Raw genomic sequence first — 14,185 nt, 5'->3', positions numbered from 1 at the left:
GCGCCTGCGGGATTGGATTGAATTGAAAGTTGCGAAATGGATTGGGACAAACTGAGAATATTTCACGCTGTGGCCGATGCCGGCAGCCTCACACATGCCGGCGACCAGCTTCACCTGTCGCAATCGGCCGTCTCGAGGCAGATTCGCGCGCTCGAAGAATCACTCAATGCCACACTTTTCCATCGCCACGCCCGCGGCCTGATCCTGACCGAGCAGGGCGAGCTTCTGTTCGATGCCACCCGCGCCATGGTCAAGCGCCTGGACGCCGCCACCGCCCGCATCCGCGACAGCGAGGAGGAGGTATTCGGCGAGCTGCGCGTGACCACCACCATCGGCTTCGGCACGCTCTGGCTGGCCCCGCGCCTGCCCAAGCTCTTCGCCACCTATCCCGACCTCAACATCGACCTGATGCTCGAGGAACGCGTGCTCGACCTGCCCATGCGCGAGGCTGACGTGGCGATCCGCATGAAGGAACCCAGCCAGGCCGACCTCATTCGCAAGCGCCTGATGATGATCAACATGTGCCTTTTCGCGACCCAGAAGTACCTCGACGAGCGCGGCACGCCGGAACGGATGGAAGACCTCAGCCAGCACCGCATCATCTGCCAGAACCCCCGCTCGGCCCAGGTCGGCGCTGGCGCGACGCTGGTCAGCGAGCTGATGACCTACGACATCCCCTCGCTGCTGACGGTGAACAACTATTACGGCGTGTTGCAGGGCGTGCTCAACAATTTGGGAATCGGCGTGCTGCCCGACTACCTCGGCCAGGATTTCGACCAGATCGTGCGCGTCCTGCCAGAGGTCCAGTCATCGGACGTGCCGGTCTTCCTCGCCTACCCCGAGGAATTGCGCCAGTCGCAACGCATCAAGGCATTCCGCGACTTCGTCCAGGAAGAGATCGTGGCCTATCGCAAAAACGTCGCAAAATAAGGCATTACGCCCATTTCTCGGACAACCGCCGATGCAGCTATGCGGCAACAGCATAGCAGGTTTTCGCCTCCTGCGACCTGATTACCCTTGAACGCTCGGAAAACGGGTACTAATTCGCGGTCATGACGGTGATCAACCCGATCACTTCATACCTCCCTGTTGGACTTTGGCCGAGCTTATTGCTCGGCCTTTTTTTTGGCCTGTCGGGATGGCTGACGCATGATGAAATCAGGTTGCAGCAGCTGCTGACCCTTCGCTCCCTGGCGCGGGATCAAGACGCAGCCAGCTGCTCCGCCGCGCCATCGACGGGCCGCCCCCACGGCACATCGAGTCGTTGAAGTGAGTGCACCGCTCGTTCCTTTTGCGGCAACTTGGGAATAAAGCGCACCTGCTCCGGCCCTGGATCGACGCACCACGGCCCGTCGATGGCGCGGCTCGGCACCCGGTTGTGGAGCGTCTACGACGGATCCCCACGATCCCGGTCCCTTCCTCCCCTAAATCACCGCAATATCACCCCCTGCCAGCGGCGACAGCGCCTTCGGCCGGCCTTCGGTGATGACGATCACCTCCTCATGGACCATGCACAGCCCGCCGGGCCGGTCGATCCCGGGCTCCAGCGTGATCACCATGCCGGGTTCCAGCACGGTTTGGTCCTGCGGCGTCAGCGACAGCCCCTCGGTCAGCTGCATCCCCAGGCCGTGCCCCAGCCGTCCCGCCGTCTCGCCCGCCCCGACGATACCCGACATGACCCGCCACAGATCGCTGGCGCGCGCGCCGGGCCGGGCGATCTCCATCGCCGCTGCCGTGGCCGCGACAAGCCGTTCATGCGCCTCTGCCACGCCTTCACCCACATGTCCCACGGCGAAATTGCGGTCGAAATCGCAGAAATACCCGTCCCATACCGCGCCCGTGTCCAGCATCAGCACGTCGCCCGCACAGAGCGGCGTCTCGGGCGCGGGCGAGATCACGTCCGCGTACCCGCCCTGCGCGGCGCCCCCGGCAAGGTAAGGCACCCAGTCCGCGCCTTCCTCCAACAAGAGGCGCTGAAAATCGCGAAAGACCTGCGCCAGCGGGCGGCCTTCCCCCGCGATCTCGGGCACCCGGGCAAAGGTCCGACCGGCAATGGAACAGGCGGTTTCAATCTTGGCGATCTCGGAGGGGGATTTCACAGCCCGCAGTCGCGCCACGAGTCCCGCATCTTTGGTGAACGCCAGACCGGCCAAGTCTTTCACCCGCTCGAAGTCGTGCAAAGGCATCCTCAAATGCGTCTCGTACCCCATTGGCACGCCCACCGGGCCGCCCACCTCGCGCAGCGTTGCGGCCAGCAGGCTCACACCGTCATCGTCGGGGTTGGGGGCCGACCACGTGCGGATATCCTCGACCCACGTGCGCCCCATCAGCGCCGCCCCGATCGACGGGATCACCGCCACCGGCGGACCTTCGCGCGGCACCACCAGGAACCACGGGCGGCTCGGGCTTTCCCAGAACCGCGTCAGAAAGCCGGTGAAATAACGCACATCCGCCTCGGTCGTCAGCAAGAGCGCGCCCAGCCCCGCACGGTCCATCAGCACCTGCGCCCGCGCGGTCCGGGTCTCGTACTCCGCCCGCTCGAACCCCCGGATCATCCGTCGGCTTGCTCACTCAGGATGCACAGCACCCGCGCGTCGGGTCCAAGGCCCATCAACCGCGCGGCGGCCAGCCCCGCCGCCCCCGATTCCGTGCTCTCCAGCCCCATAAGCTTCAATTCCGGCAGCACCTCCGCCGCCTCGTCCTCACTGAGGGTCACGAAGGCGTCGGCATCCCGCGACAAACCACGCAGCGCGATCAGCGATGGCTCCTTGCAATCCAGACGCCCCATGGCCGAGACCGGACCTTCGGTCGCCACCGGACGACCCGCTTCGATACTCGCCTGCAACGCCGGGGCGGCCTCGGGCTCCACCACCACGATGCGCGGCTCCGCACCCCAATGCGCCCGGAAAAGCGCTGCGCAGGCCCCCGCAAGCCCGCCGACGCCCGCTTGCAGGAAAATATACGTGGGCACCTCCGGCATCTGCCGCACCGCCTCCTCGGCCATCACCAGGTAGCCTTCCATCAGCCGCCAGGGCAGGTCCACGTACCCGGGCCAGGAGCTATCGGACAACAGCGTCCAGCCGTTGTCCGTTGCTGCTTGCTCGGCGGCCTTCATGCTGGATTCGTAGTCTGACCCGGCCCGCACCACCTCGGCGCCCCTGTCGCGCAGGCGTCCGGCAAAGCTTTCAGGCACCGTCTCGGCGATATAGACCACGGCCTTCGCGCCAAAGACCTTCGCCCCCGCCGCCACCGACATCCCGTGATTGCCCGCGCTCGCGGTGACATAGGTCCGCTCCGCCAGCGCCCTCGGCATGTCCTCCGCCCCCGTCGCGGCGGCCTCATGCGCAATCACGTAAGCCGCCCCAAGTGCCTTGAAGCTGCCCAGCCCCATGCGCCCGCGCTCGTCCTTGACGAAAAGCGTCGTGCCGAACGCTTCGCGCCGCTCCAGCGGCGTCTCGCCATGCGCCGGGCACTCGGACAACAGCCGCAAGGGCGCGGCGGCGTCCACGCTGGGGCCGGGGATCTCGGCCAGGACCCCGTCCACCAGCCCCTGCCCGCGCCACGGGTTCTCGATCGTCTTCATGGCAACTCCTTTTCGCACAACCCGACGGCATCGCGCGGCATCCGTCAAGGCCCATGGCACGCACCGCGCCGCACCCCCTTCCCCCCGCTGCGTTCATGGCCTAATAGGGGCGCCATCTGCACCGCACCTTGGGGGACATGTTTCACATGCAGGAACCGGCCATCACGTCCGAACTGATCGCGGCCCACGGGCTCAAGCCCGACGAGTACGACCGCATCCTCGAAATCATCGGCCGCGAACCGAGCTTCACCGAACTCGGCATCTTCTCGGCCATGTGGAACGAGCATTGCTCCTACAAGTCCTCCAAGAAATGGCTGCGCACCCTGCCCACCGACGGCCCGCAAGTGATCTGCGGCCCGGGCGAGAATGCGGGCGTGGTGGATATCGGCGACGGCCAGGCCGTGGTCTTCAAGATGGAGAGCCACAACCACCCCTCCTATATCGAGCCCTACCAGGGCGCGGCCACCGGCGTGGGCGGCATCCTGCGCGACGTCTTCACCATGGGCGCGCGTCCCATCGCCTCGATGAACTCGCTTTCCTTCGGCGAGGTCGCCCACCCCAAGACCCGCCAGCTGGTGCATGGCGTGGTCGAGGGCATCGGCGGCTACGGCAACTGCTTCGGCGTGCCCTGCGCGGGCGGCGAGGTGCGGTTCGATCCGGCCTATAACGGCAACTGCCTCGTCAACGCCTTCGCGGCGGGCCTCGCGGATGCCGACAAGATTTTCTACTCGGCCGCCTCCGGCATCGGCATGCCCGTCGTGTACCTCGGCGCCAAGACCGGCCGCGACGGCGTCGGCGGCGCCACCATGGCCTCCGCCGAATTCGACGAGACCATCGAGGAAAAGCGCCCCACCGTTCAGGTCGGCGACCCCTTCACCGAGAAACGCCTGATGGAGGCCACGCTGGAACTGATGGCCACCGGCGCCGTCATCTCGATCCAGGACATGGGCGCGGCCGGCCTCACCTGTTCCGCCGTGGAAATGGGTGACAAGGGCGGCCTCGGCGTGAAACTCAACCTCGACGCCGTGCCGCAGCGCGAGGCGAACATGACCGCCTACGAGATGATGCTGTCCGAATCCCAGGAACGCATGCTCATGGTCCTGCGCCCCGAGAAAGAGGCGGAAGCCCGCGCCGTGTTCGAGAAATGGGACCTCGACTTCGCCATCGTCGGCGAGACCATTGCCGAGGACCGCTTCCTCATCATGCACAAGGGCGAGGTCATGGCCGACCTGCCGCTCGCCACCCTGTCGGGCAGCGCGCCGGAATACAACCGCCCATGGGAAGAGCCTGAAACGCCCGAGGCGCTCGACGATGCGAACGTGCCCAATGTCGATCCGATCGACGGGCTGAAGGCCCTCATCGGTTCGGTCAACTACTGCGGTCGGCAGTGGGTGTACGAGCAATACGACACAATGGTCATGGCCGACAGCGCCCGCACACCCGGTCAGGGGGCGGGTCTCATCCGCGTGCACGGCACCGACAAGCACCTCGCCTTCACCTCCGACGTCACCCCCCGCTACGTCAAGGCGAACCCCTTCGAGGGCGGCAAACAGGCGGTGGCCGAGGCCTATCGCAACCTAACCGCCCTTGGCGCCGTGCCGCTTGCCACGACCGACAACCTCAACTTCGGCAACCCGGAAAAGCCCGCGATCATGGGCCAGTTCGTCATGGCCATCAAGGGCATCGGCGCGGCCGTCGCGGCGCTCGACATGCCGATCGTGTCGGGCAACGTCTCGCTCTACAACGAGACCGATGGCAGCGCCATCCTGCCCACCCCCACCATCGGCGCCGTGGGCCTGATCAAGGACCCCGAAACCGCCATCACCGGGCAGGCCCGCGACGGCCACGTGGCCCTTCTGGTGGGCGAAACCACCGGCCACCTGGGCCAGTCGGCGCTTCTGGCCGAGGTCTACAACCGTGTCGAAGGCGACGCGCCCCCTGTCGATCTCGATGCCGAGAAGCGCAACGGCGACTTCATCCGCGCCAATGCCGAATACATCAAGGCCTGCACCGACCTTTCCGACGGCGGCCTCGCGCTCGCCGCCTTCGAGATGGCCGAGGCCGCCGGCGTCGGAATCTGCCTCGACAGCGACGAGACCGCGACGCTCTTCGGCGAAGACCAGGCCCGCTACCTAGTGGCCTGCAACTTCGACCAGGCCGAGGCGCTGATGATTGCCGCAGGCCAGGCCGGCGTGCCGATCCAGTCCGTGGGCCGCTTCACCGGCAGCGACGTGCAAATGGGCCGCTCCAGCGCCCCGCTGGACGAGCTGGCCGCGATCTATCGTGGCACCTTCGGCGACACCTTCGCCTGACACCCCGCAGGCCGGGGTTTCACCCCGCCTTGCCGCGCCAATGCCGGGACGAAATCCCGGGCTGCCCCGCCACGGACGACATCGCCCGAAACCTCGCCTGTCGCTTGCACTCGGCCCCCACCGTCTCTACATCAGGGACAGACACCAAGGAGACGCGCGCATGCCCATGCAAGTCCAGGAAATCGAGGACCTGATCCGCGAGACCTTCCCAGACGCAAAGATCACCATCACCGATCTGGCCGGCGACGGGAATCACTACGCGGCCGAGGTCATCGACGAAAGCTTCCGGGGCAAGAACCGTGTCCAGCAACAGCGGGCCGTCTATGCCGCGCTCAAGGGCAAAATGGACGGCCCCTCGGGCGACCTGCACGCCTTGGCCCTGACCACCAAGGCCCCGGACTAGGCCCATGAGCTGGACGCTGATCATCCTCCTGGCCCTGGTTTTCGCCGCCATCACTGCGGTCGCCATCGTGGGCCAGCGCAAATCCCCCGGCAAGCGTGGCAGCGAACCGGGTGAAGGAATGCACGCCCTGGAATCCGACTACCAATCCGGAATGGGCGGCGGCAACGTCCGGCGCTGGGAAATCCCCCGCGATCCACAAGCCTACGCCAAAATCTTTGCACCGAAGGACACCAAGAAATGAGCGATCCCAAGACGCAAATCGAAGAAACGAACAAAGCCAACGACGTGGTGCTTTACATGAAGGGCACCAAGACCATGCCGCAATGCGGGTTCTCGTCCCGCGTGGCCGGCGTTCTGAACTACATGGGCGTCGAGTTCACGGATGTGAACGTGCTGTCGGATGATGGCATCCGTCAGGGCATCAAGGACTATTCCGACTGGCCCACCATCCCGCAACTCTACGTGAAGGGCGAATTCGTCGGCGGCTGCGACATCATTACCGAGATGACGCTCTCTGGCGAACTCGACACGCTGTTCGAGCAAAACGGCGTCACCTATGACAAGGACGCCGCCGAGAAGATCCGCGAAGCCAACGCCTGAGCGGGTCTTTCGATCCAATTAATGCAAGGCGCGGTCCCCGCCCGGGGGCCGCGTTTTTCTTTGCGAATGCTTAACGGCGCACGGTCTGTTCATTCCGGCCCTTCGAACAACGGCACCGTCGCGATACCACCCGGATACCGACGCGATACCGACGTGGATTTTCGCCCCCGATTCGCCGTTAAGACATCGGCCAAAGGATCAAAAACAACCCCGCCGCAAACGCCGCCCCCCGCAGCGGCCAGCCTTTCCTCAGAACCAGCGACAGGCTGACCAGCGCCAGCCCCACGCCCACCTTGAACATCGCCAGAACCGCCACTCCCGGCGCCTCGGCCAACGCCGTGATACCGGGATTTGCCACCATCCCCAACGGGATCAGGTACAGCCCCACGCCCAGCGTCATCGCCGTCAGCGCGACCCGCAGCCAGTTATCTCCGATCATGCCCGCCGCGATGAAAACCGCCCCGCAGACGGGCGGCGTGATGGTCGATAACAGCGCGTACCAGAAAACGAAAAGATGCGCCTGAAGTGGCTCCATCCCCAGTTCGATCAGCGCCGGCCCCGCGACCGAGACGCAGATCACGTAGGCCGCCGTTGTCGGCACCTCCATGCCCAGGATCAAGCAGGCAAAGGCGGTCAGCAGCAGTGACGGCCACAGCATCCCGCCCGAGGCCGACAGGATCAGCGAGGTGATCTTGACCCCCAGCCCCGTGACGCCCAGCACGCCTATGACCAATGAGGCGCAAAAGATGATCGACCCGATCAGCGCCACCTGCCGCGCCGCCGTCATCACCGCCGTCTCGGCCCGCGCCAGGGCCCGCGACAGGTCCACCCGCAGGTCCGACCCCAAGAGCAGCAGCGCCGCCCCGGCAAAGATCGACAGGCACGCGGCATATTGCGGCGTGACCCGCATCACGAACATACCCCACAGCAGGATCAGGAACGGCACCAGGAAAAACCCTGATGTTACAAGCACATCGCGCCGCGCTGGCCGGTCCGCATCCGAAAGTCCCCGCAAGTCGAACCGCGCCGCATAGCCGTCGATCCCGACCCAGACGGCCCAGAAATACAAGAGCGCCGGAAGCGCCGCAGCAGCCATGATGCCGGTATAGGGCACCCCCGTCAGCTCGACCATGACGAAGGCCCCCGCCCCCATCAGCGGCGGCATGATCTGCCCGCCGGACGAGGCCACCGCCTCCACCGCGCCTGCGATCCGCTTGGGGTATCCCAGCTTCTCCATCGCCGGCAACGTCACCGCCCCGGTCGAAGCCACGTTGGCCGAGGCCGAACCCGAGATCGACCCGAAGAGCGCCGAGCTCAGCACCGACACCTTCGCCGCGCCCCCTCTCAGACGCCCGGCAGCAGCAGCGGCCACGTTCATGAAGCCCTGCCCCGCCTCGCCCGCGTTCAGCACCGCGCCGAAGATGACAAAGATCGCCACCACGTTCACCGACACCTGCGTCAGCGATCCCCAAAGCGCGCCTTCGGCAATCGTCAGCGTCCCGAGAAAGCTCTCGATCGGCGTGCCCGAATGGCCGAAACGCCCCGGAATGTATTGCCCCAAAAGCCCGTACATCAGGGCGATGGCCGCCACCAATGGCAGAGGCCAGCCAATCGCCCGCCGCGCCGCTTCCAGCACCACGAGGATCAGCACGGCGGCGATGGCCACCTGCCCCCGTCCTTCGAGAAATCCGTACTGGTCCCCCAGGATGTCACGGTTGACCACGACCCAAAGCGCCGCGCCCACGCCAAGCGCCGCCAGCACGTACCCGCTCTGGCGTGTCAGCCCCACCTGCCCCCAGATCAGCACCCACGGCAGCACGAAGACCAGGTGCATCGGCCGACTGACCAGGTTCGGGACCAGCCCCCAGAACACCAGCCCGATGTGAAACACCACCGACGCCAGCGCCAGGCCAAGCCAGAAAAACCGCGCAGGACCGGCCTGCGCGGCGGGATCGGGGGTCGTCAGGCTCACGTGGTCACTTCTGCGCGTCGGTCAGGGTCATGCCTGCCTCTTCGTAATACCGCACGGCTCCGGGGTGGATCTGGCCGGTGATGTTCTCCATCAGGCCTTCGTCCACGCCGTTCCACCATGCCGAGGATTCCGCAAGCCTGGCCTTGTTCTCCCAATAGGTCTTGGTCAGCTGATAGGCGGTCTCGTCATCCATCTGGGTGGTCGTGTAGGCCGCCACCGGCAGCGAGGTCGTCACGATCTCCTCATCCTGCCCCGCATAGGTGCCCGCGGGGATGACCAGCCTTGTGCGCTTGGTCTCGGCGATCTGTTCATCGCTCAGCGACAGCACCGTCACGCCGGTCGAGGCCGCGGCCTCCACCACGTTCGGCGCGGGCCACGAGCCTGCGGTCACGAACCCATCGATCTGGCCGTTCTGCATCGCCGGCACCGCGTTCGACAACTCCACGTCCGCGATCTCGACCTTGTCGGCCAGCCCGAAGAGATCGAGATACTTCTCGCCCTCAGTCGCGCCAAAGCTGCCCTTGCCCAACAGGATCGTCTTGCCTTCCAGATCGTCCAGCGTCGTGGCCCCGCTCTCCTCGGACATGACGAAATGCATGGTCAGCGACGGAATCGGAAACAGCGCGCGGATCTCGTCAAAGGCCGGGTCGCCCTTGCCCTCGAACATCGCCTTGCCACCCTGTGCCAGGCTGACCAGCACCGGGGGCGTGGTGAAGACGTAGTCAGCCCCCCGCGCCCGAACTTCCATCACGTTCTGGACCGACCCCTGGCTTTCCTCGACCGTCACGCTGATTTCGCCGTCCGAAGCCTCTTGCATGGCTTCGGCGATCTGCACCCCCATCTGGTAATAGGACGAGGCCGTCTTGGCGGATTTATAGGTCACGCGCGTCTCGGCGGCCGCCGGAAACGCGAGCATCGATCCCGCCAGAACGGCGGCGGTCATACGGTGGAATTTCATGGTATCCTCCCAAGTGTTCGAGGCGCATCAAGACATGCGCCCCGGGCAGGGTCAATGGTCAGATATCCAGCGTATGGTCCTTTTCCCATTGGCTGAAATGCGCCATGTAGGAATCCCATTCCTGCCGCTTCATCTTCAGGAAGGCGGACGAAAACGCGTCACCCAACATCGCCTTCAACTCCTTGTCCTTGTCGTAAAGACGCAAGGCATCCAGCATGTTCAGCGGCAGTTTCGGCGCACCCCGCACCTTGTGGCCTTCGGCATACATGTCGATGTCATACCGCTTGCCCGGATCGGCCTTGGATCGGATCCCGCTGAGACCCGCCGCGATGACCACGGCCTGCAACAGGTACGGGTTCGCCGCCCCGTCCGCCAGCCGCAGTTCGAACCGCCCCGGCCCCGGCACGCGCACCATGTGCGTGCGGTTGTTGCCGGTCCACGTCACCGTGTTGGGCGCCCATGTCGCCCCAGAGGTGGTGCGCGGCGCGTTGATCCGCTTGTAGCTGTTGACCGTCGGATTGGTGATCGCCGCCATGCCGCTGGCGTGCTTCATGATCCCGCCCAGGAAGTTTGCGCCCCGGTCCGACAGGCCCAGCTCTGCCGTCTGGCTGCCCTCGGCGGTGTCGGTGGCAAAGACATTGGTCTTGGCCTTGTCCCCCGGCGCGTCCCAGACCGAGATATGCACATGCGCGCCGTTGCCTGTCAGCCCCTCGACGGGCTTGGGCATGAAGGTGGCGCGAAAGCCGTGTTTCTCGGCCACCGACTTGGTCATGAACTTGAAGAACGAATGCCGGTCGGCGGTCACCAGCGCGTCGTCGAACTCCCAGTTCATCTCGAACTGGCCGTTCGCGTCCTCGTGGTCGTTCTGGTACGGGCCCCAGCCCAGATCCAGCATGTAGTCGCAGATCTCGCGCACCACGTCATAGCGGCGCATCACCGCCTGCTGGTCATAGCACGGCTTCTCGGCGGTATCGAACTCGTCCGACAGCGCATTGCCATCCGGCGTCAGCAGGAAATACTCCGCCTCCACGCCGGTCTTGACGTGCAGGCCTTCCTCGGCAGCCTCGTCGATCAGGCGACGCAGCACATTCCGGGGCGCTTGCGCCACGTCCTCGCCTTCCATCACCGGGTTGGCGGCGACCCAGGCGACCTCGGGCTTCCACGGCAGTTGAATGACCGACTCCGGGTCCGGCACGGCCAGCATGTCGGGATGCGCCGGCGTCATGTCCAGCCACGTGGCAAAGCCCGCGAACCCCGCGCCATCCTCCTGCATGTCGGCAATCGCCTGCGCCGGAACCAACTTGGCGCGTTGCCCGCCAAAGAGGTCCGTGAAGGATATCATGAAGTATTTGACGCCGTTCTTGTCGGCAAATTTCGCCAGGTCCGTGGCCATTGTCGTCTCCCCGTTTCTTGTCGTTCTGATTTTTGTTGTCGATTAGATACCGCCCTGCCCGGGAATCCAAGAGGTTCCCGCCAAAGGCACCCGCGCCATGGCGGCGGCCTCCACGGTAAGAGCTTGTAAATCTTCTGGCTCCAGATTGTGCACGTGGTTCTTGCCACAGGCCCGGGCCAGCGTCTGCGCCTCCAGCGTCAGAACCTGAAGGTAATTGTTCAGCCGCCGCCCGGCCTCGACCGGGTCAAGGCGTTTGGACAACTCCGGGTCCTGGGTGGAAATGCCCGCCGGGTCGCGGCCCTCGTGCCAGTCGTCATAGGCCCCGGCGGTAGAGCCGAGCGCGTTGTACTCGGCCTCCCACTTGGGGTCATTGTCGCCGATGGCCACCATGGCCGCAGTGCCGATGCTGACGGCGTCGGCGCCAAGCGCCAGCGCCTTGGCCACGTCGGCACCCGTGCGGATGCCGCCCGACACGATCAGCTGCACCTTGCGGTGCATGCCCAGTTCCTGAAGCGCGGCGACGGCCTCGCGGATACACGCCAGCGTCGGGATGCCGACATGCTCGATAAACACGTCCTGCGTGGCCGCCGTGCCGCCTTGCATGCCGTCGATCACCACCACGTCCGCGCCGGCCTTCACCGCCAGCGTCGTGTCGAAGAACGGGCGCGCCGCGCCGACCTTGACGTAAATAGGCTTTTCCCAGCCGGTGATCTCGCGCAACTCCAAGATCTTGATCTCAAGGTCATCCGGCCCCGTCCAGTCCGGGTGCCGACACGCCGAGCGCTGGTCGATCCCCTTGGGCAGCGTGCGCATCTCGGCCACGCGGTCCGATATCTTCTGACCCAGCAGCATCCCGCCGCCGCCGGGCTTGGCGCCTTGCCCCACGACAACCTCAATGGCATCGGCCTTGCGCAGGTCGTCGGGGTTCATGCCATACCGGCTCGGAAGGTATTGATAAACCAGAGTTTTCGACTGCCCGCGCTCTTCGGACGTCATGCCGCCATCGCCAGTGGTGGTCGAGGTGCCCGCCATCGACGCCCCGCGCCCGAGCGCCTCTTTCGCTTGCGCCGACAGCGCGCCAAAGCTCATGCCGGCGATGGTGATCGGGATCTTCAGCTCGATCGGCTTCTTGGCATAGCGCGACCCCAGCACCACGTTCGTATCGCACCGCTCGCGATAGCCTTCCAGCGGGTAACGCGACATGGACGCGCCCAGGAACACAAGGTCGTCGAAATGCGGCACCTTCCGCTTGGCCCCGCCGCCGCGGATATCGTAGATACCGGTGGCCGCGGCCCGCCGGATTTCCGCGTTAACGTCAGGTGTGAAGGTATTGGAATACTTCGGCAAAGTCCGCGGAGCGGATTTTTGATTGTCGCTCATGGTCCGTCTCCTCAATAGGCGTTGTCGACTTTGAAATTATAGAGCTTGCGGGCCGAGCCATAGCGCTTGAACTCCGACGGGTCGGCGTCGATCCCGGCCATCTCCAGAAGTTCGGTCAGTTTCTCGACATGCTCGGTCCGCATCTCCTTTTCGATACAGTCGGCGCCCAGGCTTTTCACGCTGCCGCGCACGAACAGCTTCGCCTCGTAGATCGAGTCGCCAAGCGCATCGCCCGCATCCCCGCACACCACCAGGTGCCCCGCCTGCCCCATGAAGGCCGACATATGCCCCACATTGCCGCCCACCACGATGTCGATCCCCTTCATCGAGATCCCGCAGCGGGACGAGGCATTGCCCTTGATCACCAGGAGCCCCCCATGCCCGGTCGCCCCGGCATACTGGCTGGCGTCACCCTCGACGATCACCGTACCGCTCATCATGTTCTCGGCCACGCCGGGGCCGACATTGCCCGCGACGCGCACCGTCGCCTTTTGGTTCATGCCCGCGCAGTAGTACCCGGTCGAGCCCTTCACGGTCACATCGAGGGGCGCGTCCAGCCCCACGGCAATCGCGTGGCTGCCGCGCGGATTGACCACTTCCCAGCCGGTCTCGTTGCCGCTGGCCGCTTGCAGCGTGGCATTCAGCCCGCGCAGCCCATCCGCTTCCAAGTCGTAAGTCTGCATCTCAATGGCTCCAGAAATAAACAGTGGCGGGTTCGGGTTCCCACACGCGGGCATCCTCGATGCCCGGCAGGTTCACCAGCGCGCGATACTCGCTGCCGAAGGCCACGTATTGATCGGTTTCGGCCATCACGGCCGGTTTGCAGGCGATGGGATCGCGCAGCACGCCGAACCCGTCCTTGGTGCCGACGACAAAAGTGTAGAATCCGTCCAGATCCGCCAACCCGGCCTCCAGCGCCTCGCCAAGACTATGACCTTGCTGCATTTTCCAAGTCAGGTAGGCCGCCGCGACCTCGGTGTCGTTCTCGGTTTCCACCTCGACGCCCTCACGCGCCAACTGCCGGCGCAGCGCATTGTGATTACTGAGCGAGCCGTTATGCACAAGGCACTGATCAGCGCCGGTGGAAAACGGATGCGCCCCCAGTGTGGTGACCGCACTTTCGGTGGCCATACGGGTGTGCCCGATGCCATGACTGCCGGTCAGCTTGGGAATGTCGAACCGTTTCGCCACGTCCCCCGGCAGGCCGACTTCCTTGTAGATCTCGATAATGTCGCCGGCACTCATCACCCGGATATCCGGGCGCTGCCGCTTGATCGCCTGCCGCGCCGCCGACAGCTTGTCCTGCGGCAGGCTCAGCACGGCATGCGTGTCGATCACACGTTGCTCGATGCGCGCGCCGACTTCCTTGCCGATCTCCTCGGCGAGCCCCTCGAACTGGCTCGGCTCGGCGGCTTGCAGCGTCAGTTTCGCCTGCCCGTCCCGATCCGTGCCGTAGACCGCGATGCCCGCGCTGTCGGGCCCGCGGTCGGACATGGTGATCAGCATATCGGTCAGCATTTCGCCCAAGCGCGGCTCAAGCGTTTTGTCCTTCAGGAACAGTCCAACGATTCCACACATGACGGT

13 protein-coding genes are annotated in these 14,185 nt (G+C 65.2%); 5 read left to right on the top strand and 8 right to left on the bottom strand.

The genetic code is table 11. The features are described from left to right. Positions 1–36 precede the first annotated feature (36 nt). Positions 37–930, top strand: a complete 894-nt coding sequence (locus tag PVV74_RS18855; RefSeq protein ID WP_103764234.1) for a LysR family transcriptional regulator — start codon at positions 37–39, stop codon at positions 928–930. A 494-nt stretch (positions 931–1,424) separates the two neighbouring features. On the opposite strand, the gene PVV74_RS18850 is transcribed toward PVV74_RS18855, so the two are convergent. Further along, entirely contained in the window at positions 1,425–2,555 is a 1,131-nt protein-coding gene (locus PVV74_RS18850; protein WP_274594303.1) for a M24 family metallopeptidase, read from the bottom strand. After that, on the bottom strand, positions 2,552–3,583 hold the full coding sequence (locus tag PVV74_RS18845) for a pyridoxal-phosphate dependent enzyme (protein ID WP_274594302.1): 1,032 nt from the start codon (positions 3,581–3,583) through the stop codon (positions 2,552–2,554). The genes PVV74_RS18850 and PVV74_RS18845 overlap by 4 nt, the downstream gene beginning before the upstream one ends. A gap of 146 nt (positions 3,584–3,729) precedes the next feature. Here PVV74_RS18845 and purL point away from each other — a divergent pair, with 146 nt between their 5' ends. From purL to grxD, 4 genes are all read left to right on the top strand, one after another. Then, on the top strand, positions 3,730–5,895 hold the full coding sequence (purL, locus tag PVV74_RS18840) for a phosphoribosylformylglycinamidine synthase subunit PurL (RefSeq protein ID WP_274594301.1): 2,166 nt from the start codon (positions 3,730–3,732) through the stop codon (positions 5,893–5,895). 160 nt (positions 5,896–6,055) lie between these two features. After that, on the top strand, positions 6,056–6,298 hold the full coding sequence (locus PVV74_RS18835) for a BolA/IbaG family iron-sulfur metabolism protein (RefSeq protein ID WP_057793905.1): 243 nt from the start codon (positions 6,056–6,058) through the stop codon (positions 6,296–6,298). Positions 6,299–6,302: 4 nt separating this feature from the next. Next, positions 6,303–6,539, top strand: coding sequence for a hypothetical protein (locus tag PVV74_RS18830; RefSeq protein WP_274594300.1), 237 nt, complete (start codon positions 6,303–6,305; stop codon positions 6,537–6,539). Then, the gene (gene grxD / locus PVV74_RS18825; protein ID WP_274594299.1) at positions 6,536–6,898 is read left to right on the top strand and encodes a Grx4 family monothiol glutaredoxin; all 363 of its coding nucleotides are present in this window, start codon (positions 6,536–6,538) and stop codon (positions 6,896–6,898) included. The genes PVV74_RS18830 and grxD overlap by 4 nt, the downstream gene beginning before the upstream one ends. Positions 6,899–7,076: 178 nt before the next feature. On the opposite strand, the gene PVV74_RS18820 is transcribed toward grxD, so the two are convergent. Genes PVV74_RS18820 through PVV74_RS18795 form a run of 6 tightly spaced genes read right to left on the bottom strand, consistent with a single transcriptional unit; the run spans position 7,077 to position 14,179 of the window. Further along, the gene (locus PVV74_RS18820) at positions 7,077–8,864 is read right to left on the bottom strand and encodes a TRAP transporter permease (protein ID WP_425061949.1); all 1,788 of its coding nucleotides are present in this window, start codon (positions 8,862–8,864) and stop codon (positions 7,077–7,079) included. A 10-nt stretch (positions 8,865–8,874) separates the two neighbouring features. After that, positions 8,875–9,828, bottom strand: a complete 954-nt coding sequence (locus tag PVV74_RS18815; protein ID WP_103764229.1) for a TAXI family TRAP transporter solute-binding subunit — start codon at positions 9,826–9,828, stop codon at positions 8,875–8,877. Positions 9,829–9,886: 58 nt separating this feature from the next. Beyond that, positions 9,887–11,221: a type III glutamate--ammonia ligase gene (glnT, locus tag PVV74_RS18810; RefSeq protein WP_274594297.1), complete on the bottom strand. Its 1,335-nt coding sequence runs from the start codon at positions 11,219–11,221 to the stop codon at positions 9,887–9,889. A 42-nt stretch (positions 11,222–11,263) separates the two neighbouring features. Beyond that, positions 11,264–12,601, bottom strand: coding sequence for an FMN-binding glutamate synthase family protein (locus PVV74_RS18805; RefSeq protein ID WP_274594296.1), 1,338 nt, complete (start codon positions 12,599–12,601; stop codon positions 11,264–11,266). An 11-nt stretch (positions 12,602–12,612) separates the two neighbouring features. Continuing rightward, entirely contained in the window at positions 12,613–13,284 is a 672-nt protein-coding gene (locus tag PVV74_RS18800) for a GXGXG domain-containing protein (protein WP_274594295.1), read from the bottom strand. Position 13,285: 1 nt separating this feature from the next. Continuing rightward, on the bottom strand, positions 13,286–14,179 hold the full coding sequence (locus PVV74_RS18795) for a class II glutamine amidotransferase (RefSeq protein ID WP_274594294.1): 894 nt from the start codon (positions 14,177–14,179) through the stop codon (positions 13,286–13,288). Between the last annotated feature and the right edge of the window lie 6 nt (positions 14,180–14,185).

Source organism: Roseovarius sp. SK2, assembly GCF_028807495.1.
In the GTDB taxonomy this organism is placed as follows: Bacteria; Pseudomonadota; Alphaproteobacteria; order Rhodobacterales; family Rhodobacteraceae; genus Roseovarius; species Roseovarius confluentis.
The sequence above is the reverse complement of the archived record's forward strand: the minus strand, read 5'-3'. Positions and strand labels throughout refer to the sequence as shown.